This is a genomic window from Acinetobacter sp. ANC_7634 (genome assembly GCF_056779875.1).
This window is the reverse complement of record NZ_JBWYIT010000010.1, coordinates 75,184-100,320: the sequence shown is the minus strand read 5'-3', so window position 1 is coordinate 100,320 and position 25,137 is coordinate 75,184. Positions and strand designations below refer to the sequence as shown.

Genomic DNA, 25,137 nt, shown 5'->3' with positions numbered 1-25,137 from the left:
GCTTTAGGTATATAATTGGAATCGGAATTATTTGTCTTAACTAAATTATCTTTTGGAATTAAAAAAATAATTTTTTCCTTAACTGCTTTTATACTCTTGTAATTTAGATCTTTTTTTTATCAACACTTGGAATCAAAAAAACAAATGCATTCCCAAGCTTATTAGTCTTACCATTATATATACAGCCATAATCTGGCAAATAATAATAACCATCCAAATTTGTATATTCAGTATTCTCACCATAACAAGTCAATAGACTATCTAACTGAACATTATTTAAATCTTTTTTATCAGCATTAGCAGTACAAGCTGCTAATACCATGATAGAAATAACTACTGTACTTTTTTTCATATTCTCTTTCCACTTATATTGGGTCTAAAATATCCCACCCGTCCAGCATGAGATGCCAAAGCTTTACCCGAAATCGTATAAACAGCTGTTCTACTGCACCCCTTCTACACACAACCACCATTTTCTGTATTGAATCTTTCTTCAGCACTACCAACAAAGCCTATAGCCGCTAAAATTGTTACAGTTTTATTTTCAGTATCGACTGTATAAATAATTTCCAGATGATCATACTAAAACAGCTTTATTAGTCAAAGATGCAGGAATTTTCACTGATGGCTCATTCGTTTTTGCTCAACGTTATCGTCATGATTTAGATAAATGGAAAAAACTTAAAGTTGATGCACAAGAGCAAGTGATTGGGCGCACCAAACTCGAAAGCATTGAGCTTGATGACGATATTAAACCTGACAATGCACATGTGGCTCGCACCGTGGTTGAAGATGATGAAGGTGAGGAGCTTGAAATTCTTCGCCACTCTTTGCCATATGGGGATGGCCGCGGCGATCAAGGTTTATATTTTATCGCTTATACGAAAGATTTAACCCGTATTAATCGCATGCTGACACGTATGTTTGGAACTAGTGGCGATGGTATTCATGATCGTTTATTGCACTTTGTTGCGCCTTTAGATGGAGCATACTATTTGCTCCGATTGAAGAATTGTTAGAAGTTTAATCAATAAAGCCGACGAGAGTCGGCTCTATTAAGATTTAACTTTAAAAAAGTATTTCATTTTTAATTTCTAAAATTTAAAACTAGATTTGAAAATTTTGACTCAACTTCAAATCATTCCAAATTACAGGAAATGTGATCAAAGCTTTCAATTGAGATAGACTCAATTTTATTATTATCGATATTATATATAAAATATCCTTTACTTTCTTTCATAGGGATTTTATATAAAAATAGGTCTAGTGATTCATCCCCACTAAAAACTTTTTTTGGTTTGATATTATTATTTAATTTCGCAACATTAATTTCACCCTTACCAATACTTATATTATTAGCATCAACCGCTTTAACATCTCGAGTATGAATAGAGGTGACAATTTCATTATTATCAACATCAACACTAGTAAGAGTATTATTAACTAAAATATTTTTTCTGTTTTGACATTCTTTTAAGTCAGTAATATCACTATATTTTTGAATAATTATATCCCCCTTAAATCTACTCTTCAATGCGTCTAAATTATCTCCTATTTTAATACCGTTTAATTCATTTTCTTTACTCTTAATACTATGTAAATCAGATGAATTACTTTGACTATTTGAACAACCACAACATAATAAAATAGAAAAAATATAATATAATTTTTTCATAAATTAAATATCCTCTAGATTTGGAGACAGCCCTTGTAAATGAAGGTGATTATTGTGCCTTGGTTTAGCTAAATGATTGCAATTTGGGAAAATATAATTACTTTTGACTCCGGCCTTAGAGTTTGTGAAATACTCACTTAGCATTTTTTTTGATTTACCCCAGCCAAATTTTATAAAGTTATTAATCAAATTTAAAGTTCTTTCATGGTCATAATTAGCATCTTGTAAAATAACCGATAAAGCCTTCTTATCAGTTCTTAAATATCTCAAATCTCCTGCTTCACCATTAATATGAGATTTACTTTCACCAGGATCACCATTGACTCTGCTAAAACCATTAAAGGAAATGTCATCATACCCAGATTTGCATAGTGCTCCTAAAAATGCTGCTAACTCTATACCACCTAAATAATATCGTTGCTGCCCAGAATTCATTAACATTTTATAACCGACTACACCTGAGCGATATTTCTGAAAATGTCTTACATCGATTAAATAAACATTCCCACTGCCTAAGACGCCCTTAGAAGACCATCTTTTTGCTACAACATATTTTGATTTACCTAAATTATGAGACTTACTTGTAGAATCATAATAAATATATTCTGCGAAACCTGTAGCTGATTTGTTCTCTCTTTTAATCTTCCCATCATGATAAATGTGATAACGCGTTGTATCACTTGTAGGTGGGGACTGATTACTAACTTTAGTTAAAGGCTTACCACCGTTTTCTGTATGCGTATTTTGTTGTATTGCTTTCGGTGTTTCCTGCTTTACTTCAGCTTGTTTAGTTTGAGTTGTTGTATTATTTGGTTGTGATCCTGAATTTGTTTGTTGATTATTCGGTTTAGTTTGAGTTGTAGTATTTTGTTTAGAAAGTTTTTCAAAACCTTCATTTATTCGAAATATTCGCGATGTATTACCATATATCGCCCTTACTTTAATAAAAGACTTACTACTAGTACCAAATCCATATACAAAGCCAACTAGCATTTTTACAGAAACTTCACCTAATGCATTAGTTTTTTTAGGAATCTCCCGCCCTCTATAAAATAATGTTATTGGCAAATTCGGCACCAATCTATTGTCTTTTTTTACAATTATTTTGAAAGATTGAACTGGTAACTTAATTTTAACTGTCTGATTAGACAAAGTTTGTTCGACTTTAAAGTGATGTATTTTTTGATTTCCTACTTCACCTGAAACTGAAACTTCTATGTCTTGTCCAACTTCAGCAATAATACCTTGCTTAATACCTTGATCATTCGCTGTATGTTTTTTCTGATTTGCTTTATATGTAAGAAAAAAATTCATATTAGAGATTGGTTTCCCTGTATCACCCTCTACAATTTGAATATTGAAACTAATATCTTTGTTATTTTCAGCAGCTCCTTCTTGCTTAGCTTCAGATTGATTTTTCTCATTTCTTACTTGTTGAGGTGTTTTATTTGGTAGAGGTTTAGGCTGAGAAGTACTATTTTGCTCTAAGGTTGCTGGAAATTTTGAAACTTCAAAATCCTTTAAAATTGCACGTTGTTTTTGGTCAGCTTTCTGAACAATAGGATTTGACTCTTTGCCATCAGCCACAATTTTAATTTCAGTTGATGGATGCCTAACAATGACAGGAAGATATCCATTTTCATCGCTTTTTATTTTAACTTTGGTCTCACCAGAAAAACTTTTTCCAGAATATTTTGAGACAATTGTAACTTCCTTATCTGGTAATACATTATCATTTTTATCCTTCAAATTTATATATATTTTCCGATTACAGCACTGCTCCAGATCAAAGCCACCAAAGTCTTGAATATATTTCTTAATATGTGTTCCATTACCATCCGTTTGTTTTTCACCAGAAAATTTTGAAAACCCTAAAAAAGCACCCAAACCTCCTATACCAACCAAATGCATCCCAGCAATTGCTCCAGACTCATTGACTTCAACGCCTTGAATCGTTCTACCAAAATGCTCATTTAAATTATTATTTCTTATTTGTTTACATAAATAACCAATCCATTCTTTGATAACCTCATACTGAACCTTAGGATTATTTAAAAAATCAGATTTGGAATTTATATTTCTTTTACCTGACCACTTACCCGACCAATTATTAGAGTCAAATTGACTCTTCCAACTATTGTGTAAAGCAGATCCTCTTCTTGCATCTTTAATATCATCATAGGAAATTCCTTTATCCCCTAAATAATACCCCAGCTCATACAGAGCAGACTCTCCCCATTGAAATAGGCCCAAATAACCTGCCTCGTTTACTTTTCTTGCACACCTTATATTGACTGGATTACTTAATGGCAAAGACAAATCTGATGAAGATTCTTTAAAACTTACAGCTTGAATAAAACCCTCCAAATTTGTTTCAAACGTTCTAGTTGTCCCATCTTTAAAAGTTATTGTTTTTTTCATTCTTATTACTCTTTATACCAATCATTTGCTTTATATTTTTGCATACTTACAGATGTATTATTTTTTAAATAAGTATTGAGTATAAATTTCAAATTTGTGTCCGCCCCCTCTTGAGCACAACTCACCTCCACTGATTGATCTTTACTATTCACTTTTCTAAAATATGCAAAAGCATTTTTGTCATCGTAAATTAGCCAAATATTGTGCCCATATTCTTTGTACTCTGAATTGTAAATATTAAACTGTTTTTTATTGTATGATACTTTTTGACACTGCCCTGTTGACATCCATTGTGTATTAGTTGTTTTAAGATTTAAATTATTTACCACTTTGAAGCGATTCAAACTATTTTTACTTTTACCAAAATCCCAGATATGATCACATTCAACTTCTTCTAATACCGTGATCTTTTTCATTGGTTGATTCCAATAATTCATACACTCTTTCGAACTTTCAGCATATAGTGTTGGGCTACTTAAGCACACGAACATAGTCATTATTTTTTTTAGTTTTTTCATAAATCCACCTTAAAGTCCAAAACTATTGAAATCAGCTTCTAAATCACTTTCATCGTTAAATTCTTCATCATGATAGTCATGATCATCTTCATCATGCCCTCCACAACATGCTTCATCTGAACTATCACTTTTATCTTGAGTAAATTCTTCCTCAATTAGAAGCAACTTATCTGATTCATCCTCAGATTTACCCAATAGTACTATTTCAACATTATCAGGGTTCTCACTAAAGATTCTCTCTGTGCGAGCATTTTCATCAAGAAAACCTATATATTCTGTCTTTTTATCATGATTAATGACTTTATATTTATAGCCATTCTTTAAAAGTTCTTTTGAAATTAGTTCACTAAAATCAAATCTTCTACTAAATATCCCACTCTCAGGCATCTTAGGTAATTGCGCATTTACAGTTGCCCCACCCGTAAACAAATGTTGCCCTGCCTTACTCTCAAATTTTCCACCCGTCGTGCTAAATACTCCACTAGCATTAATCTTGAGTTGCGAGCCACCTGCGGTCAGTACAATTTCTTTAGGGCTGGTAATTTCAATTTTATCTTCGGTTGAAATAAGCTTAATCACCTTACGTGCAATTGCTTCAATCGCATCATCTTGCGCTTGTAATTCAACTTTACCTTTAGCTGCGAACGCTCGAAATCCTTTCTGTGCAGCAAACAAACTGATCTTGTCTTGAGCGTGCCCTACAATATTTTTTTGCGCACTTAAATTAATTGAACCCTGTGCACTCTCCGCAATATCTTGTGATGCTTGAAGAATAATGTCCTCAGGCGTTGTTAATGCAATCCCATTGGGTGAAGCCAAAAGCATGAGTGCCTGTCTAAATAAACGCCCTTGCTCTTGTTTTTTTTGATCAGAACTATTTTCTAATCCTTGAGTATATCCCTCCATAAAACCTGTCAGTGTGCTTAAGGCTTTTATTGGATTAATATCATCTTTTTTGTTTGCACCACCAAAACCAGTGCATAACACAAGCTGATCTTCCATATTCAAGTCAACGCTTGAAATTGCTTTACTCACATCTTGAAGTGCTTGAAATGGGTTATCTTTAATCCCATTTTTAATACTTTCAAATTTCCTCTTTATCGCTTCAGAACCATATTCTTGTACGTTATCAATAAATTCCTTGAGATTATCAACCGCTTCTTGAGCATGCTCAAAGTAACTATTAAACTCATCCACAATTCCAGCAGTATTACCACCTAAAGTACCAATATCCTTAATAAAACCACCACAATCTTTCAGTGCATTTAATGGATCCTTCGCTATTCCCTCTTTAAATAAATTCACTGTAGACTGCAAAGCTTGAGCACTACTTTTGATTTCTAATGATTGAATAAATTTAGGTAATCTACTAATTACATTTAATGCATCCGATTGTTGTTTTACTGCAATTTCACTGAGCACTTTCATCCTCTGCTCACTCTGACTCAACAGAGATTGAGCCTGTGTAGCTTCAAGATGATCAGCAATTGCTTTTTCTTGTGCATAAGTCGTAATGAGCATTCCTTTCCCTGCACGAACAGCGCCATACGCATCAGTTCTCAGCTCAAATCCTTCTCCACGTCCATCACTTTTTTCCTTATCCTTAGGATGACTCAAATTACCCAGATTCAATTGAGTTGCCGCATGACTACTTTGCAACTGAGTACTAATTTGTCCTGTCGTATCATCAAATCGGAGTTGGTTAAATCCAGAACCACCAACTTCAGACGAACGAATCCCACTCAGTTTTTTGGTGTCCGGTAACTGCCCCTTAACATCAAACATGGTTTGATGACGTTCTGCTTCATGTAAACGCCCAACAACGAAAGGTCGATCAACATTTCCATCAAAGAAATCAATGACTACAATTTCACCTATACGTGGATGGAATCTTGATCCGTACCCCTCCCCAGCCCAAGAAGTTAAAACATCAACCCATGCAGAGTCTGTATCATTATCATTCGCCCCTGCACCACCATCATGTTGATGATCATCATTACGTGTAAATACGAAGCGAACCTTAATACGTCCCCATTGATCCACATAGATCGTTTCACCTTCAGGACCAACCACTTTTGCCCGTTGAGGATAAGCAACTGGACGATGTTTCAATGGATCATATTCTGGAACAATAGGTATAGCTCGGCGCACTAAACTCAGTTCTGTAGATAAACGCTCATCTGTTTTTGTCTTTTTCCAACGACTCAAATCAATTAATGTTTCAATTTGATTATTTAAATCTTTAGGTAAATTATTTTGATTAAAAAAATGTTTTCCTAAAATAATAAATTGGCGATCTACCCCTTGATGTTGATCTATTTCTGGATGCCCCATAAATTCAAACCAATACCCAACATTGGCATCTCGAACGCTACTCACCGCAGTAAAGTATTTAGCCTGCAAATCTTGGTATTGATTGAGTTGTGTATTCAGTTTTTGCAGTTGTGAATTGTTTGATAGAGTGGCTTGATCTTCACCTTTTAAATCAGCAATCCAAGCAGGACTCACAGTCCATGCTTGTTCTAGACTTAAGGTTTCATTATCCAACTGGTCACTATGTTGATGAGCACTGAGTTGATAATCATCTTGATCTTGCGCAAGTATATCGCCCTGCCAACGTTGTACCTGAATTGCTGTAGATTGTATCGAGCGTTGAGCAATAAAGCTGGTAATCGTATCAAAACGTTCTGTTGCATGACTGCGATGGAATCTGAGCGTGCGTCGATCTAAAGGCTCGTACTGACTATTTTCATCTATTAGCCTTAATTTTTGTGATTGAATTTCTTTCGCTGAGAATGGCACAGTTTGATCTGTCTCATCAATCAACCAATTAATGCCTTCACTCCGCCATAAGCGTGTTAGAAAATCATAGTCTGATTCGTTGGCTTGCATCACAAATGGACGTATATCATATGATGCTTTTAAACCCGCCGTTGACAGACTCAAAGCGGTACTAAATAACACGCTTTTCGTCTGCCACTCTTTAAAAATAATCTCAGTGATATCAACCACGGATTTGTTCATAAATACGCGACTGTTACGGCGTTTGTGCCAAAGTGAAGTTGCATCTTCAACAGTCAACTTATATAAGGTCAACGCTCCATCACTTTGACCTTGGCTCACCCCTGTCACAATCCCAGTAGTCCGAGCTAATTTTCCAAGATCCGTAACTTGATCGACAGCCACTAAACAACCAATGAATTGCTTAAGTTGTAAATGCGCATTCGTCGATAAGCATAATACTTCAGCTTTTAAGCCTTGATTAATAAAGTGTTGACCCTGAATTCGTTGAATGAAAACTTGGCTATCTAATATTGGATTAGAAAATTTAATATGTAAGGCGCGCTTTTGCGGGCTAAGACCCAAGCCTTCTATAATTGAATTGATATTATTGAGCATAGAATGATTAAAGCTATTATTATGATTTTTGAAAATTGTAGCGTATTCCGCTCAATCTTGCTTTTAAATATTGTAATTATTCTAAACAAAAAATAGGAACCAACGCATTGATTCCTATTTATTTCCAATGAATTTATATTGAAAATTCAAGTTTTTTTAAAATGGAATTCGCTTATAACGGCGATATTCAGGCTTCCAGAAATTATCTTCAATACTTTTTTCGATCAGCTCATCACTCAATGGCAAAGCAACACCATCCTCAATTGCCGCTTTTGCAACCTTAAACGCGATGATTCGGGAGACTTTCTGCAAATCATTGAGATCAGGAAGTAAGTCGTCGTCAGGGTTTTGCAATTTTGGAGAGCAATCTGCTAACGCCATGCTTGATGCCATCAGCATATTGTCTGTAACACGCGTTGCCTGCACAGCAATCACCCCTAAGCCAATCCCTGGGAAAATATAAGAGTTATTACACTGAGAAATATTGTGTAGCTTATCTTGATAATTAACTGGCATAAATGGACTACCAGTTGCAATCAAAGCGCGACCGTCCGTCCACTGAATAATATCTGCTGGTACGGCTTCTACGCGCGACGTTGGATTCGACAATGGCAATACAATAGGATGCTCGCAATTGGATGCCATAGTTCGAATAATTTCTTCAGTGAATAAACCCGGTTGTCCAGAGACACCAATTAACACAGTTGGGTGTGCATTTTTTACAACATCTAGCAATGAAATGATGCCTTCCGCATCAGCCCACGCGGATACATTTTCTGAACTTTGAACCAGTTTACGCTGAAAATCTAAAAGGTTTGGTTGATTATCGGTCAATAACCCAAAACGATCGACCATATAAATTCGTGATCTTGCCTCAGCATCACTCAAACCTTCAGCCACCATTTGCGCAATGATTTGCTCAGCGATACCACAGCCCGCTGAACCAGCACCCAAGAATGCCACTTTCTGGTCACGTAATTGTTTTCCTGCAGCTCGACTTGCTGCGATTAAGCTACCGACTGCAACAGCAGCAGTGCCTTGAATATCATCATTAAAACAACAATATTGATCACGATATTTTTCCAGCAATGGCATTGCATTTTTTTGAGCAAAATCTTCAAATTGAATCAAAGCTTTTGGCCAACGGCGTTTAATAGCACGAAGTACGTCATCCACAAAGTCATAGTATTCATCGCCACTAATACGAGGCTGATTCCAACCTAAATAAATTGGATCATTTAGCAACTGTGCATTATTGGTTCCTACATCCAATGTAATGGGTAATGTATAAGCTGGGCTAATACCACCACATGCGGTATAGAGAGATAATTTTCCGATTGGAATTCCCATGCCACCAATCCCTTGGTCACCTAAACCAAGAATGCGTTCACCATCTGTGATTACAATGACTTTGACGTTATTCTTATTCACATTTTGTAAAATATCGTCAATGTTGGCACGATCAGGATATGAAATAAATACACCACGATGACGGCGGTAAATATCAGAAAATCGTTGACAAGCCTCACCTACCGTTGGGGTATAAATAATCGGCATCATTTCTGATAAATGATTTTCTATGAGGTGATAAAACAAAGTCTCATTGGTGTCTTGTATATTTCTCAGATAAATATGCTTATTAATGTCGTCATGAAATGACGTAAATTGTTGATATGAACGTTGGTGTTGCTCTTCAATCGTTTCAATCACATGAGGTAGTAAACCATTGAGATTAAAACTTGCTCGCTCCTCCTCAGTGAACGCAGAGCCTTTATTAAGGAGAGGTAGTTCAAGCAAAGTAAAGCCAGCATAAGGGGTATAAAGAGGGTGTTTCACTTCAGTGTGTTCAGTTGTCATCTCTAATCTCATGGATCAGGCCTAAATTCAGACCCTTTTCATTTCATTTTTACCATTTATTTAAGAAATAGCTTAAGCCGAAATGAAGACAAATGTATATTTATAAAATTGATAATAATATTGGCAGTATTTTTAAATTTTATAACTTCAATCCATCATTCTATTGATTGAAAAATAGATAAAACTGTCACATTTCAAATGTATTATTCATGTTTATTAACTTTTTTTTGCAAACTAATCTGAACGATTCAGCTAATATCGGATTCAATCGTATTTTTACTTCATTATTAGATCCACATGAAAATTACAGCTAAAATTGCCATTTTGCCATTAACTATTATTTCACTGCTAAATGTAACGGGTTGCCAAACCATCACTGACACGACCTCAAGGGTCGGTGATAAAGCACTTTCAATGGTGGGTTTAGCACGCGCCGATAAGACCCCTGAAATTGATAAAAAAGGCATTGTCGATATTAGTAAAACAACCCTCGAGCAAATTGAGAAACTTAAACAAAATATGCCGATTGGTCAGTGGGTATATATCGAAAATGACCTTCAAGGAATTTATGACTTACAAAACAAAGCAGTTGATGGTCACATGCTGTTCCTGCGCTTAAATTGTAAGAATAGTGTCCAAAAACCAAGTCTCAGCATACAAAATGCGGAAGGATCAGAAATTTTAAATAGTCTTCAGCCTGAAGTTGGAACAATCCAAGTACTACTCGACAATAAGAATTACGGAAATCCTTTTAGTTTGGCGAATCAAAAAAAATTAGCGACATTTCAAACTGCTGCTCAAAAGGCCAAAACCATTAAAATCTTCCATGCATCTAAGTTATACACTTTCCAAAATGGTAAAGCAGAATTACTAAATAAGCCTGTCACGTGTATGGCTTAATTTCGAGTCATAAAATTGCCTGATTTCTATTTAAATTCACATTAAATGAGATAAAGACAATCAGGCTCAATTCAATCATCGATATGCATTAGATGTAAAAGATAAATTTCATCATCGTTAATTCTGCAAATAGCGCATAGTGATTAAAAAAACTGATTTTATTATTTTTTATGTGGGATAAGTTTTATTCAACGCAAATCTGCTTCGCTAATGAGCGCTAAATTTGCTATATTTGTCGTTTTTCTGCGACATTAATTTTTCGATAAATTATGAATACGGCAATACAAGCAGCTCTCGATCATGCAGTGCAATCTCTTCAAGCTGAAGGGGTCCTCCCATCTGACTTTAACAACAGCGGAAACTTAACGCGAACCAAAGACCGAAGCCATGGTGACTTCGCTTCCAATATCGCAATGATCGCGTCTAAAGCTGCAGGTATGAAGCCTCGTGATTTAGCAGAAAAAATTCTTGCTGCACTGCCAGAAGTTGCGGATATCAGTAAAGCGGAAATCGCTGGTCCTGGTTTTATCAACTTTTTCTTGAATGCAGACCAACGTTTTGCTGTTCTTGATGCCATTCAGGCACAAGCTAATGATTTTGGTCGTACACAAGTAAATGCTACGAAAAAAATCCAAGTTGAGTTTGTCTCTGCGAACCCGACATCAAGCTTACATGTGGGTCACGGTCGTGGCGCAGCATATGGCATGACGGTTGCGAATTTACTTGAAGCAACTGGTGCTACAGTGGATCGTGAATACTATGTGAATGACGCTGGTCGTCAAATGGATATTTTAGCGACGTCTACTTATCTACGTTACCTTGAGTTAACTGGTCAAACATTAGTATTCCCTAAAAATGCTTACCAAGGCGACTATGTCAAAGAAATCGCACAAAGCATTATTGATCAAGACGGCGATGTATATGTTCGCCCTGTAGCTGATGTTTATAAAGATGTGCCAGAAGATGTGCAGTATGCTGAAGAACTTGATGCCGAAGGTAACAAGGTTGTAATTTCTGGCGATAAAGAAAAACACATTGATGGTCTAATTTTTAACTCGCAGACGTTAATAGGTGAAGGTTATCGCGTTTTTCATCAAGCTGCGTTAAAAGCAATTCTTGATGATATCAAAGATGATCTTGGTGAATTTGGTGTGACTTTCAACCAATGGTTCAGTGAAGCATCATTGACTGAAAAAATTGAAGAAGCATTACAAACACTTGATCAACGCGGCTTCCTCTATGAGAAAGATGGCAACATTTGGTTCAAATCAACAGAATTTGGTGATGAAAAAGACCGTGTTGTAAAACGTCGTAATGGTCAAACCACTTACTTCGCATCTGACATTGCTTACCATCTGAATAAACTTCAACGTGGTTATACTGACATTATTGATATTTGGGGTTCAGACCACCACGGTTATATCGCACGAGTAAAAGCAGCGATTGATGCGATGGGATATGACTCGAAAAAACTGACTGTGTTATTAGTACAATTCGTCAGCCTATGGCGCGGTGGTGAGATGGTTCAAATGTCATCTCGTTCAGGTCAATTTGTCACATTGCGTGATCTACGTAAAGAAGTCGGCAACGACGCTGCTCGCTTCTACTATGTCATGCGTAAGTCTGAACAGCACATCGACTTTGATCTAGATCTCGCGGTTTCTCAAAGTAAAGACAATGCGGTGTATTACATTCAATATGCTCATGCACGTATTTGTCGTATGCTAGAAAAAGCAAGCAGCTTGAACATCAACTTCGATGCGACCACTGCGCGTGGTTTTGCCGCAAAGCTTGAATTAGAAGCTGAAACTGAAATCTTAGCAAAACTTGCAGCCTACCCTGAAATTATTGCACGTGCTGCAAACAGCCATGAACCGCATCAAGTAGGTAACTACTTAAAAGAACTTGCAGCATTGTTCCATGGTTGGTACAACGAAAATAAAGTACTCGGTGATGATGCTGATCTGACCCAAGCACGTTTGTTGTTATCGGTAAATGTTCGTCAAGTTTTGAAAAATGGTTTAGAGCTTTTAGGCGTTTCTGCACCTGAAAGCATGTAAGTCATCGAAGGTGAATCTTTTTAAAAGATTCACCTCTTCAGACTTTTATTATTGAAAAAAATGAGATAAAAATTCCATGTGATGGTAATCCAATTTTCCATTGCATGATCTTAAAATAAGAGAGGTTTCCAAGTGTTTGGAAAAACGCAGCGTGGTGTATCAGAAAGACCTAACAAACCTAAACAACCATTAATACCAAAATGGTTAGGTATGCTTGTTCTGATTTTAATTGTACTGAGTTTTGCCGTAGCCTTAATGCTATGGAAACCGTGGGCGCCAGTCCAACCAAAAAGCAATGATATTCAATCTGAACATTATCAAGAAGATACGAATAAAGATTATCGCTTCTACGATTTATTGCCTCAACAACAAGTGACTCCAATCCCCGATCAAGCTGTACCTGAAAATCAGCAAGTGAACACCGCACCTGTCATCGTGGAAGCACCTGTGGTTGCTGATGCTACAACGACCGAGGGTGAACTGATTGAAAATGCAGAACCTCAACCCGTGGCGAGTAGCTACCTTTTACAAGTCAGAAGTTATCCAGATCCAGACAGTGCTGATGCACGTCGTGCTGAAATTATTCTCAACGGCTTATCTGCAGATGTCATTAAAACCACAGAAGGCGGACAAACTTGGTATCGTGTTGTCTCTGGACCTTATGACTCTCAAGAAGCAGCTGTTATCGCTCAGCAAACCCTACAACACAGCGGTATTGATTCAATCGTTGTAAAACGATAATCATAAAAAAAGGATGCGATTAGCATCCTTTTTTAGTCTAGAGCAAACCTAAAATTTTGCTAAGTAGCGCTGAATAAAAGAAATACACTCTGGCGCATAAACTTTAGCTAAGTCATGTTGTCCGTTCGGGATCACATTCAACTCTGAATACTTAAAAGCGTGATTTAAATACTCGCCTACTGCAACAGGACTAATGTCATCATCTCCGCCCCAGATTAATAGTACAGGACATTCAATTTCAGCAAGCCGTTCATCTAATTTGGTTTCATCATCAATAAACCAATGAGGCACTTCATATTCATTTTGATATTCTGAACGCCAATCTTTAACATGAAATGCTGTTAAATCAACGCCACCTGACGTAGCGACCAACACCAAACCTTGAACCAATTTTGGATACCTCAACGCCGCTTGAACAGCAATGACCCCACCCATAGATTGAGCGATCAGAATACTTGGGTGTTGAAGATGATCAAATACATAATCTTGTAAATCTGACATTGAATTTACATGTGGATGATCAGGATATTCACCAAAACTGGGATAAGCAATGATATGCGTGTCGTACTCAGATTCAAAATGTGATTGAACAGGTTTCCAAAATGCAGTACTGCCAGATGCTCCGGGCAGGAAGATTAATTTCACTGCCTGATCCGCCATCTTAATCACCCCCCTTGATAACCGCTCGCTGATAAGCAGGTCTTTGTTTTATGCGTTTTACATAGGCATGAATGTTTGGATATTTTCCATTTAAGCGTTCATCAATCGCGATCAAGGGAAAACTCATTTGGATATCTGCAAATGAAAACTGAGATGTAAAAAATTCATGTTGCGCCAAATGCTGTTCTAAAAATTCAATATGTTCAGCTAGACGTGGTTGTATAAATCCATCAGTCACCCCATCAATAATTTTATTGGCAATTGGTCGAATCGCAAAAGGTACTTTAGGAGGTACAAACGAGAGAACTAAGGTCATCACTAAAAGTGGCATTAATGAGCCTTCAGCGTAATGCATCCAATACTGATATTGTGTTAAGTCCGGCTGTGACTGGGGTTTAAATTGATGCTGAGTATCATAGCGATCTGCCAGATAGTCTAAAATCACCGCAGATTCTGCGATCACTAAATTATCATCAGTAATCACTGGTGATTTCCCCAAAGGATGAACCTTCTTCAATTCTGTTGGAGCGGCGTAAGTTGGCAATCTTTTATAATGTTGAATTTGGTATTCAGCACCCAACTCTTCTAGCGCCCAAATAATTCTTGAAGAACGTGATTTTTCTAAATGATGTAATGTCAGCATAAGACCACCTAATTTTATTTCTCTCTATATAGCCATTTTGAATAAAAAAAAGACATCCTGCTTTACACAAAATGTCTTCTTTTTAGCTGTAAATTACAAAAATACAGAATGTTGATGCCTATTAAATTGTCTATATTTAAACAATTGTTGTTTTAATTTCGACGCTTCTGAGCAATGTTTTAGTGACGGGTGTTTTTTGGCACACATTTAAAACTTTTTCTTGTAGTGCTTCATCCAAGTTAGTTTTAAAACTTAAACGACGCTCAATCCATTCCTGCCCTTCTTTATTGGCTTTAAAATCTGCCTCAACACTAAATTCGCCTAAACCCAGTCCTTTATGCTCTGCATACATCCGTAATGTGATCATTGTGCAGGAAATTAATCCTGAACAAATAAAATCATACGGTGCAGGCCCACGATCTAAACCTTGGAATGATTCAGGTTTATCGGTGAGAAATGTGTGCTGACCAGATTGAATTTCACCACCCCATTTTTCAGGTAGTGTGGTGACCTTTGCATTTGCAATCGTTGCCATTTTATTTTCCTTCTTTGTCTTATTATTTAGATGGACGCATGCTATCAGGCAATATCGGAGCTTTCAAACGCTCGCCTTGGTATGATGGAATTGACCCAAAACGTGGATCTTCTGCTATCCATTGATCACGTGCAATTTTGATTTCTTCTTGCGTACGTCCAACGAAATTCCACCATAATAAAATTGGTGACTCAAATGGCTCACCGCCCAAAAGCAGTACACGACTATTGTCATGGATTTCTACTTCCACATGTTCTAGCCCTGGCTCTAAAATCACCATATTGTCTTCATCTAAATGATGACCATTAATAGTTGCTGTACCTTCAAGCGCCATGAATCCATATTCAAACTTTGGATTTAAAGGTAAACGTGCTTTAGCGGCTGTTTGCGCAAATAAATCAACACCTAAAAGCTCTGTATGTACTTTGACTGGTGATACTGTATTTAGATACTCACCGACCAATACCGTAAATTCGATACCTGACTGATTAACCACGGGTAATTCAGGATAGTGATTAAAAGCTGGATCGATGGTAAGTTTGTCATCAGGCAATGCAATCCAAAGTTGGGCCGCATGCATTTTTGTTTCATTCGCTGGCGCGACTTCAGTATGTGAAATACCTCGACCTGCTGTCATGAGATTGACTTGCTTGGGCTGAATGAGCTGATCTGTTGTACCTAAGCTGTCGCTATGCAACATGGTCCCTTCAATCATCCAAGTAAAGGTTTGTAGACCAATGTGTGGATGTGGTCCAACATCTAGACCTTGTCCAGCTTCAAATGTCACAGGACCTGCATGATCTAAGAAGCACCATGCGCCAATCATACGCTTATGGCGACTTGGTAAGGCGCGTTTGATCACTGTCCCTTGACCAATTTCAGCACGGCGCAGTGGAAATTCCTGAATAAATTGGTTGGCGTATTTTTCACAGTCTTCTGAATGAGACAATTCGGTATAAGTATTATTGGTCATGTTGTTATCCTAAAAGTTTGGCAAATGGCTATCTTTGTTATAGATATTAACAAGGTCATGCAAATTGAACCACCTTAGACTTAATACGCTGAATACTATAGGTAGGACAATTAGAGTTTTGTATGTATTAAAAATAGAATGCTTGCCTGCCCTTGATTTAATAGTTTTGGAAATAACTGTGATAAAGGATACTCATGCTCTAACGTATAAATAATTTTATCCAATCTAAATTGATCTGCTGTTAGATCAACTATATATATCTACTTCGTACATTTAAAAGCCAAGCAGACTTTCTGTTTCCTTTATATTTTTTCCTAAAATATATTGGAATTCACCATATCCTTTTGATTCTAAGTAAGTAGCAATCAAATTGCTTGCATTGCCACAACAAGAGTTTGGGGAATTTCTTAAAACAACGTTATTTGGGCTAATGACTTCCTATGCTTTACGTATTTTGACTATTCCTTCAAACATAGAATTCTTCTAAATTAAATTTTAGATAATAAATAGAAAGGACGCCTAAGCGTCCTTTCTATTGGGACATGTCTTGATTCAGATACTGCCGCGCACGCAGCGCTTGGAGTAATTCAAGCGGATAGCCATGCTGTCCGAAATCCCTCACTGCCGCTGGGACAGCCCTTGGCGTAATCTAGGCAAGAAACGTTGTTTCTTGAAAGCCCTAAATTACTCCCATTCAATCGTAGCAGGTGGTTTAGACGATACGTCATAAACAACACGAGAAACTTCTGCAATCTCGTTCATGATACGAGTAGAGATTTTATCAACAAGATCATAAGGGAGGTGTGCGAAACGAGCCGTCATAAAGTCAACTGTTTCAACCGCACGAAGTGCAATCACCCATGCATAACGACGACCATCACCGACTACACCCACAGATTTTACTGGTTGGAATACAGCGAATGCTTGTGCAGTTTTGTCATACCAACCACTTGCACGAAGTTCTTGCATGAAGATGTCATCGGCTAAACGAAGAATGTCAGCATACTCTTTCTTCACTTCACCCAAGATACGAACACCAAGACCTGGTCCTGGGAATGGGTGACGATAAAGCATCTCAAATGGTAAACCTAAAGTCGTACCCAAACGGCGTACTTCATCTTTAAATAAATCACGAATTGGCTCAACCAATTCAAAAGCGAGATCTTCCGGTAAACCACCCACGTTATGGTGTGATTTAATCACATGCGCTTTACCTTGTTTGCTTGCAGCAGATTCAATCACATCAGGATAAATCGTACCTTGCGCAAGGAAGTTCACGCCATCAAGCTTACGTGCTTCTTCAGCAAATACTTCGATGAACTCACGACCAATGATTTTACGTTTTGCTTCAGGATCAACTTCACCTGCCAAAGCATCAAGGAAACGTTGTTCAGCATCAGCACGAATCACACGGATACCCATGTTTTTCGCAAACATTTCCATCACTTGATCCCCTTCATTTAAACGAAGAAGACCATTGTCAACGAATACACATGTCAATTGATCGCCAATTGCTTTGTGAAGCAATGCAGCCACAACAGATGAATCTACACCACCTGAAAGTCCAAGAAGAACCTTCTGATCACCAATCTGTTCACGTAATTGTTCAACACGTAAATCAATGATGTTTTCAGAATTCCATAGGCTACGGCAACCACAGATCTTTTGTACAAAGTTCTCAAGTAACTCTTTACCTTTAGCAGTATGTGTTACTTCAGGGTGGAACTGGATACCGTAGAAACGACGAGATTCGTCAGACACCATTGCCACTGGGCAACTTGGTGTACTTGCAGTAATTTGGAAACCTTCTGGAATTTGAGTCACTTTATCGCCATGACTCATCCATACTTTCAATTTGTCTGCTGAATCTTCAAGATCGCCAATTAAAGCATCACGTACTTTAATATCGACTTCAGCATAGCCAAACTCATGAACTGTACCCGGTTCAACTTTACCGCCCAACTGAGCAGACATCGTTTGTAAACCGTAACAAATACCCAATACTGGTACGCCTAAGTTAAACACAACTTCTGGCGCACGTGGGCTGCCTTCAACGTGAACACTCTCAGGACCACCTGAAAGAATAATCCCTTTTGGATTAAATGCGCGGATGTCCTCTTCCGACATATCAAAAGCATACATTTCAGAATATACGCCTGATTCACGTACACGACGTGCGATCAATTGGCTATATTGAGAGCCGAAATCCAAAATCAGGATACGATCTTCGGTAATTTGAGTATTGGTAGTCATGATAACAACTATGAAAGGCTAACGAAGGATTAGCGCGCTATTCTATCATTTTTATTAAGCTTACGCACACTATTCAAATCTCTCTATATTTCAATACATTATTATTAAATATTGCCTTTTTATTCAACAATTTCAGTTGATTGCTTTGATCATATAAGCCTTGGAGTTACATTCAGATCATGATGCAGCAGGCGAATAATTCTGTCATTTCACCTGCGTTGCGTATTCGTCATTTATTTTTCAAAACCCTGATCAACACTCCATTGACCTGCACCATGCAATACGAGAAAGATTAGACCACCCGCCATAGCAAAGTTTTTCATGAAATGTATCGAATCTTCAGGTGTACCATGAAAAAGAAATGCGGTAACTAAACTGAAACCAGCTAAAGCTGCTGCGAATAATCGTGCTTGCACTCCAAACAACAGTGCTAAGCCTCCACCCAGTTCAACCAAAATGGTTATTGGCAATAATGCACCTGGCACACCCATCGTTTCCATATATCCAACTGTCGCGTATAACCTGCGAGTTTGCCCCACCCCGCTACGATAAAGATATATGCTAAAAGGACACGTGCGACGAAGGTTAAAGTTGCATGCACTGTGGATTGAGCAACAATTTTTTGAATCACTTGATTTGGATTAAACATTAGGTTGACCTATCTACGTTTTGTTTTTGGTAATGACCCTAGATTAGTAGCTTTTATTTTTAGGATAAACAATCAACACAAAGAATCAGCGTTGCATAATCAGAACAATAATTCACCTATAATTTAAATCAATTGACTACTGACATCAGCGCCGTTGGCTGTTAGCATTTGAACACATTTTTGCTCAGTTCACCCCTCATGGATTTAATCGATTTTATTCTGCATGTAGATGATCATCTACTTGAATTTATTACCAATTATGGCATTTGGATTTACGGAATTTTATTCCTGATTATTTTCGTAGAAACGGGCTTGGTGGTCATGCCTTTTCTACCCGGGGACAGTTTACTGTTTGCAGCAGGTGCTTTAGCAGCCTCAACAGGTGCAATGGATCCGTGGCTTTTGGGCGTGTTGTTATTCACTGCGGCAGTATTGGGTGATACCTTAAATTATCATATTGGAAAATATATTGGACCACGCGTTTTTGAAATTGAATCTCGATTTATCAATAAAAAACATTTGGTTTATACGCAAAAATTCTTCGAAAAACACGGCGGTAAAACCATTATTTTTGCGCGTTTTGTCCCATTCGCACGTACATTTGCACCCTTTGTCGCTGGTGCAGGAAGCATGAACTACAAATACTTCATTACTTATAATGTCGTTGGTGCTTTCTTGTGGATTTCTTCGTTTATCACCTTGGGTTATTTGTTCGGTAATATGCCGATCGTGAAAGATAATTTCACCCATTTAATTTTCGGAATCATTATTCTGAGCGTATTGCCGGGGATCATTGGCTTTATTCGCCACAAGTTTTTCCCAAAGAAAAATCCCGAAATGATGTAATGATCTTAGACGTCAAAAAAAGCAGATTCTCCACCAAGAATCTGCTTTTTTTATCACTACAAAATATTGAATGGCTTAGAAAAATCCAATAATGACAGGTAACATACTGAGCATAAGTAACATGGCAGAACCTTTGTATAAGCGATCTGCGCTGACCACCGTCTGATTCCCTGCCAAGACTTTACGACCAAAATACATCCAAAATAAAGCACATGGAATTAAACATAAGGTGAATACACCCAAAACTAAAAAATAGTTTTGAAAAGAATCCCAAGTCCATGCTGGAAAAATACCAACTGCAAACAAAATAGATTTTGGATTTTTCAGAGTCGATTTAAAAAGATGACTGCGACTCATTCGAATGTTTTTTTGGCTCAATTGCTTAAGGTGTGAAGCTTTCCATAAATGAAAAGCCATCCAAATCACATAAACTGCACTTACCAAATGTAAGATATGAATCAGCATCGGCCAAATTGGTAGGGTTAAATGCACCAACAGCGCCCAAATGCTAATGCCGTAGATATAACCCAGTAATTCAAGAGGTACGAAATAGAATGCTTTTAATACGCCATGGTGATGTGCTGCGCTAGCCAATAATGCATTGGTTGGACCGGGAATAAGTAATACCGCGAACACTGCAAAAATATAAAGCCAACTTTCTACCATAGATTAAAATCAGAAATTTAGAGGAGGCACACCTTAAACGAAAAATGAATTTAAAGACAAGTTTTTAAAGTGAAGGAATGATGAATGTCACGTCTATTTTCAGTTAATAATTTTATAAAATATTGATTTTTAATAAATTTACATTGAAACATTTTGCTAAAAAAAAGCTGCTCAAGCTCAGATTGAACAGCCCTTTTAAATTACTGAGCTTGCTGTTGACGTTTAGGGACATAAGGACAATTTTTGAAAGTTGCCGCTTGTGAGATCGCATCTTGCTCGCCATATAATCGCGACAATTCAGTATTTTTGGTATTCGATGACTGCCCCATATTGACGGAAACTGAAGGGCCAAAGCCCCAACCGCCACGGCCCCAGCCACCACCAACACCTAGACCAACGCCAACACCTGTACGTTTAGGCGGTTGTACACCATTATTGATGTACTGCTGAATACGATTAAATTCAGCACCAAGTTGTACACAGTTCAATGCTTGATATTGCGTCGGAGAAACATAACTCGGTTTAACCGTCGTCGCACAAGCAGTCATCAATACAGCAACCGTACCGACTGCACTAAGTTGCATGACCATTTTCATCGCGCGTGAGTTCATACTCTTCTCAAATCTTATTTATTCTCGATTTCATTGAACAATGATTGGTAGGCCTGCGTCAATTTATGATCTGTATTTAAATAGATTAACGGCATATTTTTATGATGAGACTCTTTCATCAATACCGACGGTGGCAACATCGCATTGAGCACAGGTAGTTGTTCATCTCTGAGCTGCTGTACCACTTCACGAGGAAGTTTTGCTTGCGCTTGAAACTGGTTAACAATGATACCTTCAATTTCCAATCGATCATTATGATCATCTTGGGTTTCTATAATGTTTTCGATCAACGTGTTTAATGCCCGCTTAGAAAAGACATCACAATCGAATGGAATCAACACTCGGTCTGCTGCAATTAATGCCGACAAAGTAAAAAAATTAAATGCAGGCGGTGTATCGATATAGATCCGATCATAAGTCCCTGCTAGATGCTGAATCGCGTCACGCAGCTTATAAATTTTATGTTTGGATTCGAGGCTATGTTCTAAAGCACCAAGCGAGGGACTTGCAGGCAAAACATCGAGAGATGGGAATGGTGACTGATGTATATAAGCTTCTAAGACTTTATTTTTATTTTTGAGCAAATTTCCAATGGCTTGACCAATCAAACCTTTGCTCGACTGATTCGCCAATACATCTTCGAAAAAATTTTCAATATTGGGTTCTAGTGCAGGTTTATCGGCATTATAAGTCGCATCATCACCCAATAGATACTGACTAGAATTGGCCTGAGGATCGAGGTCAATGACAAGCGTCTTAAAACCCTGATGTGCACTAAGTGCAGCCAAGTTTACTGTAATACTGGATTTACCAACGCCACCTTTTTGATTAAACACCACACGTGTACGCATCATTCCCTCTAGGCTCAATTCACTTTATAGATGAAGTTTAACCTAGAGGGGTGAGAGCCTAAGCGATTGTGTCTAACAATTAACCGAAAGTTGGCTTAATCATCACGATGCCAATAATGGCCATAAATGCGACACAACTAATCAGTACCCCCGCACGACGTTGAATTAACAATACAGACGCATCTTGGCGATATGCTTTAATTAATGAAGATAACATCACTATCACTAAGACCACTTTGGCATAGAACCAAGGCTGAACTTGAAAATTATTCAAAAACAATAAAATCAAGCCTGTCCCAATGATCAAAGTAAATGCCAAATGTTGAAGCGCAACATAAGCCTTACGTCCTTTCGGATTGGGTTGTTGATTTTCGACGCCAACATATAAGGTTGTCGCACGTGCTAATACAGCAATAATCAACAAGAGCAAACTCGACATATGCACGATTTTAATGACTAAGTGTGTATCCATTTCAGCCACTCTCCTACTTTTAAAATTTAAGCTTTCGGTGCATGTGCACATTCAGGACTATTTGGCGCTTGACCAGTCCATTCAGTTGGCACATAAGCATGAATCGCCAAAGCATGAATCTTTCCTGGACTCAATAGGTCACCCGCCAGTGCATATACTTTTTGATGGCGTTGTACTAAACGTAAGCCTTGAAACACTTCACTTACAACAGTGACTTTAAAATGCGATTCTTTACCAGGGAAATAGCCACCATGACCTGATGACTCATTCACCACGTCCAAGTGCACAGGAGACAATTGTTGTAAACGTTCAATTAATTGTTGCTCTAAAGTCATGCTTACATTCCACACGCATTCATTGGTTGCCAGCAGTATACCGTGAAGTTTTAGAATAAAAAGTAAATAAAACACACCGCCATTGGAGAGTTACGCTTTAATCTTGAGCTTAAGACCTATCAAAAATTAAGCGAAATACATTGAAATGCTTTAATTTTATTCAATCACACGATATTTTTTTATAAAGTTGTTGACCCTGATTTTTCATGCTGTATTATACACGGCATGCGGGAATAGCTCAGTTGGTAGAGCATAACCTTGCCAAGGTTGGGGTCGGGAGTTCGAGTCTCCTTTCCCGCTCAAAATTTTTTCATTCAGTTTTTTCACTTAAAAAATTGATAGACTCCGCGGGAATAGCTCAGTTGGTAGAGCATAACCTTGCCAAGGTTGGGGTCGGGAGTTCGAGTCTCCTTTCCCGCTCCAGATTCAAAAAAGCCCTGATCAATATCAGGGCTTTTTTATTATTAAATTTTTATAAATTCAATTTTTTACATCCAATAAAGTTTCACTACATTTTTTCCAAAAAAAATTCATCCACTTATGAGCGCTGCTTGATTTACAACCAACAATAAGCATCATAACGTAAATTAATTTACTGAATTTAATTGTAATTTTTCATCTCAACCCATGCCGTACTTACATAAAATCGCTATAATTTTCATCATCAATTTGCTCAATAGATTAGAACCTTAACATGGAAAAATTAACCTGTTTCAAAGCCTATGATATCCGCGGAAAATTGGGCACAGAACTCAATGAAGATATCGCATACCGTGTTGGACGTGCTTATGGCGAAATTTATCAACCTCAAAAAGTAGTGGTTGGATGTGATGTTCGCTTAACCAGTGAAGACCTAAAACAAGCTACCATTCGTGGTCTAAATGATGCCGGCATTGATGTTTTAGATTTAGGTATGACGGGGACTGAGGAAGTTTATTTCGGTGCATTCCATCTTGATGTGCAAGGCGGGATCGAAATAACAGCCAGCCATAACCCGATGGACTATAACGGCATGAAGCTTGTACGTGAAAATGCTCGTCCGATTGGTGCAGACTCGGGTTTAAAAGATATCCAACTTCTTGCTGAAAAAAATCAGTTCAAAGCAGTCGAAATTAAAGGCACAACTCAGCATTATAATATCTTGCCTGAATTTATTGATCATTTGATGATCTATATTGACCCTGCTAAAATCAAACCACTAAAACTCGTGGTCAATGCGGGGAATGGTGCAGCAGGTCATGTGATCGATGCGATCGAAGAAAAGTTTAAAACCCTGAATATTCCAGTAGAATTTATCAAAATTCATCATGAAGCGGATGGCAACTTTCCAAATGGTATTCCCAACCCCATCTTAGTTGAAAACCGTGCAAGCACCTCCGATGCTGTACTTCAACATCAGGCTGACATGGGCATCGCGTGGGATGGTGACTTTGACCGTTGTTTCCTTTTTGATGAAAAAGGTCAATTCATTGAGGGGTATTACATTGTCGGTCTCTTAGCACAAGCATTTTTACTGAAACAAAAAGGCGAAAAAATTGTGCATGATCCGCGTTTGGTGTGGAATACCTTCGATATTGTTGAACAATATCAAGGTGAAGCTGTGCAATCGAAATCAGGCCACTCCTTCATTAAAGATAAAATGCGTGAACACAATGCAGTGTATGGTGGTGAGATGTCAGCGCACCACTACTTCCGTGATTTTGCCTATTGCGACAGTGGCATGATTCCATGGTTATTGGCAATCTCGGTTGTCTCTGAAACGGCAAAACCACTCTCTGCTCTGGTTGAGGAAATGATTGAAAAATTCCCATGTTCTGGCGAGATTAACTTTAAAGTTGCGGACACAAAAGAAACCATTCAAAACATCTTTGATCATTTTGCTGACCAAAAACCCAAAATTGATGAAACGGATGGCGTCAGTTTAGATTTTGGTGCTTGGCGTTTAAATGTACGGGCTTCAAATACAGAGCCATTACTCCGTTTAAATATTGAAAGCCGTAAAGACAAAAATCCGAAGCCGATGCAAGCTTATGTCGATGAGCTTACTCAACTCATTCTGGCTTAAAACCGCA

Annotated in this window: 21 protein-coding genes, 2 tRNA genes and 3 pseudogenes; 8 read left to right on the top strand and 18 right to left on the bottom strand. The window is 37.7% G+C overall.

Going from position 1 to position 25,137, the window contains the following annotated elements; genetic code table 11:
- Nucleotides 1–103 precede the first annotated feature (103 nt).
- Together AC1M9A_RS11175 and AC1M9A_RS11170 are read right to left on the bottom strand one after the other, a co-directional pair.
- Nucleotides 104–352, bottom strand: a complete 249-nt coding sequence (locus tag AC1M9A_RS11175; RefSeq protein ID WP_481596431.1) for a hypothetical protein — start codon at nt 350–352, stop codon at nt 104–106.
- Nucleotides 349–576, bottom strand: a pseudogene (locus AC1M9A_RS11170) (LysM peptidoglycan-binding domain-containing protein); the annotation flags it as partial. The gene AC1M9A_RS11175 and the pseudogene AC1M9A_RS11170, both read right to left, overlap by 4 nt.
- On the opposite strand from AC1M9A_RS11170, the pseudogene AC1M9A_RS11165 reads away from it, so the two are divergent.
- Nucleotides 567–1,027: pseudogene (locus AC1M9A_RS11165) on the top strand (Dyp-type peroxidase); the annotation flags it as partial. The pseudogenes AC1M9A_RS11170 and AC1M9A_RS11165 sit on opposite strands and share 10 nt — an antisense overlap.
- Nucleotides 1,028–1,138: 111 nt before the next feature.
- On the opposite strand, the gene AC1M9A_RS11160 reads toward AC1M9A_RS11165, so the two are convergent.
- The 5 genes from AC1M9A_RS11160 to AC1M9A_RS11140 all read right to left on the bottom strand — a co-directional run bounded on the left by AC1M9A_RS11160 (nt 1,139) and on the right by AC1M9A_RS11140 (nt 9,870).
- Nucleotides 1,139–1,675 carry a hypothetical protein gene (locus AC1M9A_RS11160; protein WP_481597752.1) on the bottom strand — a complete coding sequence of 179 codons (537 nt, stop codon included), beginning with the start codon at nt 1,673–1,675 and terminating at the stop codon, nt 1,139–1,141.
- Nucleotides 1,676–1,678: 3 nt separating this feature from the next.
- Nucleotides 1,679–4,096, bottom strand: coding sequence for a hypothetical protein (locus tag AC1M9A_RS11155; RefSeq protein WP_481610229.1), 2,418 nt, complete (start codon nt 4,094–4,096; stop codon nt 1,679–1,681).
- Nucleotides 4,097–4,101: 5 nt separating this feature from the next.
- Nucleotides 4,102–4,614 (bottom strand): hypothetical protein, encoded by a 513-nt coding sequence (locus AC1M9A_RS11150; protein ID WP_481610228.1) that lies wholly within the window; start codon nt 4,612–4,614, stop codon nt 4,102–4,104.
- 9 nt (nt 4,615–4,623) lie between these two features.
- Nucleotides 4,624–8,013: a type VI secretion system Vgr family protein gene (locus AC1M9A_RS11145; RefSeq protein ID WP_481610227.1), complete on the bottom strand. Its 3,390-nt coding sequence runs from the start codon at nt 8,011–8,013 to the stop codon at nt 4,624–4,626.
- 156 nt (nt 8,014–8,169) lie between these two features.
- Nucleotides 8,170–9,870 carry an NAD-dependent malic enzyme gene (locus AC1M9A_RS11140; RefSeq protein WP_481592185.1) on the bottom strand — a complete coding sequence of 567 codons (1,701 nt, stop codon included), beginning with the start codon at nt 9,868–9,870 and terminating at the stop codon, nt 8,170–8,172.
- Nucleotides 9,871–10,167: 297 nt separating this feature from the next.
- Between AC1M9A_RS11140 and AC1M9A_RS11135 the strand changes: the two genes are divergently transcribed.
- The 3 genes from AC1M9A_RS11135 (at nt 10,168) to AC1M9A_RS11125 (ending at nt 13,571) form a co-directional block, all read left to right on the top strand.
- The gene (locus tag AC1M9A_RS11135) at nt 10,168–10,770 is read left to right on the top strand and encodes a hypothetical protein (protein WP_481610226.1); all 603 of its coding nucleotides are present in this window, start codon (nt 10,168–10,170) and stop codon (nt 10,768–10,770) included.
- Nucleotides 10,771–11,039: 269 nt separating this feature from the next.
- Nucleotides 11,040–12,830 carry an arginine--tRNA ligase gene (gene argS, locus AC1M9A_RS11130; RefSeq protein ID WP_481610225.1) on the top strand — a complete coding sequence of 597 codons (1,791 nt, stop codon included), beginning with the start codon at nt 11,040–11,042 and terminating at the stop codon, nt 12,828–12,830.
- A gap of 132 nt (nt 12,831–12,962) precedes the next feature.
- Nucleotides 12,963–13,571, top strand: coding sequence for an SPOR domain-containing protein (locus tag AC1M9A_RS11125; RefSeq protein WP_035268975.1), 609 nt, complete (start codon nt 12,963–12,965; stop codon nt 13,569–13,571).
- A gap of 48 nt (nt 13,572–13,619) precedes the next feature.
- Here the strand turns inward: AC1M9A_RS11125 and AC1M9A_RS11120 are convergent, their stop codons facing one another.
- The 6 genes and pseudogenes from AC1M9A_RS11120 to AC1M9A_RS11095 all read right to left on the bottom strand — a co-directional run bounded on the left by AC1M9A_RS11120 (nt 13,620) and on the right by AC1M9A_RS11095 (nt 19,284).
- A complete protein-coding gene (locus AC1M9A_RS11120; RefSeq protein ID WP_481610224.1) occupies nt 13,620–14,231 on the bottom strand; it encodes an alpha/beta fold hydrolase in 612 nt (203 codons plus the stop codon).
- Nucleotide 14,232: 1 nt separating this feature from the next.
- Entirely contained in the window at nt 14,233–14,874 is a 642-nt protein-coding gene (locus tag AC1M9A_RS11115; RefSeq protein ID WP_481610223.1) for a glutathione S-transferase family protein, read from the bottom strand.
- A gap of 136 nt (nt 14,875–15,010) precedes the next feature.
- Nucleotides 15,011–15,409, bottom strand: a complete 399-nt coding sequence (locus tag AC1M9A_RS11110; RefSeq protein WP_481610222.1) for an OsmC family protein — start codon at nt 15,407–15,409, stop codon at nt 15,011–15,013.
- 22 nt (nt 15,410–15,431) lie between these two features.
- Complete coding sequence (locus AC1M9A_RS11105) at nt 15,432–16,382, bottom strand: pirin family protein (RefSeq protein ID WP_481610221.1); 951 nt, start codon at nt 16,380–16,382, stop codon at nt 15,432–15,434.
- A 684-nt stretch (nt 16,383–17,066) separates the two neighbouring features.
- The gene (guaA, locus tag AC1M9A_RS11100; protein ID WP_092767916.1) at nt 17,067–18,635 is read right to left on the bottom strand and encodes a glutamine-hydrolyzing GMP synthase; all 1,569 of its coding nucleotides are present in this window, start codon (nt 18,633–18,635) and stop codon (nt 17,067–17,069) included.
- A gap of 233 nt (nt 18,636–18,868) precedes the next feature.
- Nucleotides 18,869–19,284 (bottom strand): annotated as a pseudogene (locus AC1M9A_RS11095) (DoxX family protein).
- Nucleotides 19,285–19,482: 198 nt separating this feature from the next.
- Between AC1M9A_RS11095 and AC1M9A_RS11090 the strand changes: the two are divergent.
- Entirely contained in the window at nt 19,483–20,130 is a 648-nt protein-coding gene (locus tag AC1M9A_RS11090; RefSeq protein ID WP_035268957.1) for a DedA family protein, read from the top strand.
- A gap of 75 nt (nt 20,131–20,205) precedes the next feature.
- Here the strand turns inward: AC1M9A_RS11090 and AC1M9A_RS11085 are convergent, their stop codons facing one another.
- The 5 genes from AC1M9A_RS11085 to AC1M9A_RS11065 all read right to left on the bottom strand — a co-directional run bounded on the left by AC1M9A_RS11085 (nt 20,206) and on the right by AC1M9A_RS11065 (nt 23,065).
- Nucleotides 20,206–20,796 (bottom strand): LysE family translocator, encoded by a 591-nt coding sequence (locus AC1M9A_RS11085; protein ID WP_092767920.1) that lies wholly within the window; start codon nt 20,794–20,796, stop codon nt 20,206–20,208.
- A gap of 200 nt (nt 20,797–20,996) precedes the next feature.
- Nucleotides 20,997–21,386, bottom strand: coding sequence for a hypothetical protein (locus AC1M9A_RS11080; RefSeq protein WP_416224328.1), 390 nt, complete (start codon nt 21,384–21,386; stop codon nt 20,997–20,999).
- Between the two features lie 35 nt (nt 21,387–21,421).
- Nucleotides 21,422–22,258 carry a ParA family protein gene (locus AC1M9A_RS11075; RefSeq protein WP_481610249.1) on the bottom strand — a complete coding sequence of 279 codons (837 nt, stop codon included), beginning with the start codon at nt 22,256–22,258 and terminating at the stop codon, nt 21,422–21,424.
- Nucleotides 22,259–22,337: 79 nt separating this feature from the next.
- Nucleotides 22,338–22,730, bottom strand: coding sequence for a SirB2 family protein (locus tag AC1M9A_RS11070; protein ID WP_481610220.1), 393 nt, complete (start codon nt 22,728–22,730; stop codon nt 22,338–22,340).
- Between the two features lie 26 nt (nt 22,731–22,756).
- Nucleotides 22,757–23,065: a BolA family protein gene (locus AC1M9A_RS11065; protein WP_035268950.1), complete on the bottom strand. Its 309-nt coding sequence runs from the start codon at nt 23,063–23,065 to the stop codon at nt 22,757–22,759.
- A 227-nt stretch (nt 23,066–23,292) separates the two neighbouring features.
- Between AC1M9A_RS11065 and AC1M9A_RS11060 the strand changes: the two genes are divergently transcribed.
- From AC1M9A_RS11060 to AC1M9A_RS11050, 3 genes are all read left to right on the top strand, one after another.
- Nucleotides 23,293–23,365: transfer RNA gene (locus AC1M9A_RS11060), tRNA-Gly, on the top strand.
- Nucleotides 23,366–23,412: 47 nt separating this feature from the next.
- Nucleotides 23,413–23,488, top strand: a tRNA-Gly gene (locus AC1M9A_RS11055).
- 271 nt (nt 23,489–23,759) lie between these two features.
- Entirely contained in the window at nt 23,760–25,130 is a 1,371-nt protein-coding gene (locus AC1M9A_RS11050) for a phosphohexomutase domain-containing protein (RefSeq protein WP_481610219.1), read from the top strand.
- Nucleotides 25,131–25,137: the final 7 nt, after the last annotated feature.

Coding starts and splice junctions, on each gene's coding strand:
- AC1M9A_RS11140 (WP_481592185.1), bottom strand. CDS start 9,870: ATGACAACTGAACACACTGAAGTGAAACACCCTCTTTATACCCCTTAT.
- guaA (WP_092767916.1), bottom strand. CDS start 18,635: ATGACTACCAATACTCAAATTACCGAAGATCGTATCCTGATTTTGGAT.
- AC1M9A_RS11155 (WP_481610229.1), bottom strand. CDS start 4,096: ATGAAAAAAACAATAACTTTTAAAGATGGGACAACTAGAACGTTTGAA.
- AC1M9A_RS11175 (WP_481596431.1), bottom strand. CDS start 352: ATGAAAAAAAGTACAGTAGTTATTTCTATCATGGTATTAGCAGCTTGT.
- AC1M9A_RS11085 (WP_092767920.1), bottom strand. CDS start 20,796: ATGGTAGAAAGTTGGCTTTATATTTTTGCAGTGTTCGCGGTATTACTT.
- AC1M9A_RS11135 (WP_481610226.1), top strand. CDS start 10,168: ATGAAAATTACAGCTAAAATTGCCATTTTGCCATTAACTATTATTTCA.
- AC1M9A_RS11160 (WP_481597752.1), bottom strand. CDS start 1,675: ATGAAAAAATTATATTATATTTTTTCTATTTTATTATGTTGTGGTTGT.
- AC1M9A_RS11050 (WP_481610219.1), top strand. CDS start 23,760: ATGGAAAAATTAACCTGTTTCAAAGCCTATGATATCCGCGGAAAATTG.
- AC1M9A_RS11145 (WP_481610227.1), bottom strand. CDS start 8,013: ATGCTCAATAATATCAATTCAATTATAGAAGGCTTGGGTCTTAGCCCG.
- AC1M9A_RS11115 (WP_481610223.1), bottom strand. CDS start 14,874: ATGCTGACATTACATCATTTAGAAAAATCACGTTCTTCAAGAATTATT.
- AC1M9A_RS11065 (WP_035268950.1), bottom strand. CDS start 23,065: ATGACTTTAGAGCAACAATTAATTGAACGTTTACAACAATTGTCTCCT.
- argS (WP_481610225.1), top strand. CDS start 11,040: ATGAATACGGCAATACAAGCAGCTCTCGATCATGCAGTGCAATCTCTT.
- AC1M9A_RS11080 (WP_416224328.1), bottom strand. CDS start 21,386: ATGGTCATGCAACTTAGTGCAGTCGGTACGGTTGCTGTATTGATGACT.
- AC1M9A_RS11070 (WP_481610220.1), bottom strand. CDS start 22,730: ATGGATACACACTTAGTCATTAAAATCGTGCATATGTCGAGTTTGCTC.
- AC1M9A_RS11090 (WP_035268957.1), top strand. CDS start 19,483: ATGGATTTAATCGATTTTATTCTGCATGTAGATGATCATCTACTTGAA.
- AC1M9A_RS11105 (WP_481610221.1), bottom strand. CDS start 16,382: ATGACCAATAATACTTATACCGAATTGTCTCATTCAGAAGACTGTGAA.
- AC1M9A_RS11075 (WP_481610249.1), bottom strand. CDS start 22,258: ATGCGTACACGTGTGGTGTTTAATCAAAAAGGTGGCGTTGGTAAATCC.
- AC1M9A_RS11150 (WP_481610228.1), bottom strand. CDS start 4,614: ATGAAAAAACTAAAAAAAATAATGACTATGTTCGTGTGCTTAAGTAGC.
- AC1M9A_RS11110 (WP_481610222.1), bottom strand. CDS start 15,409: ATGGCAACGATTGCAAATGCAAAGGTCACCACACTACCTGAAAAATGG.
- AC1M9A_RS11120 (WP_481610224.1), bottom strand. CDS start 14,231: ATGGCGGATCAGGCAGTGAAATTAATCTTCCTGCCCGGAGCATCTGGC.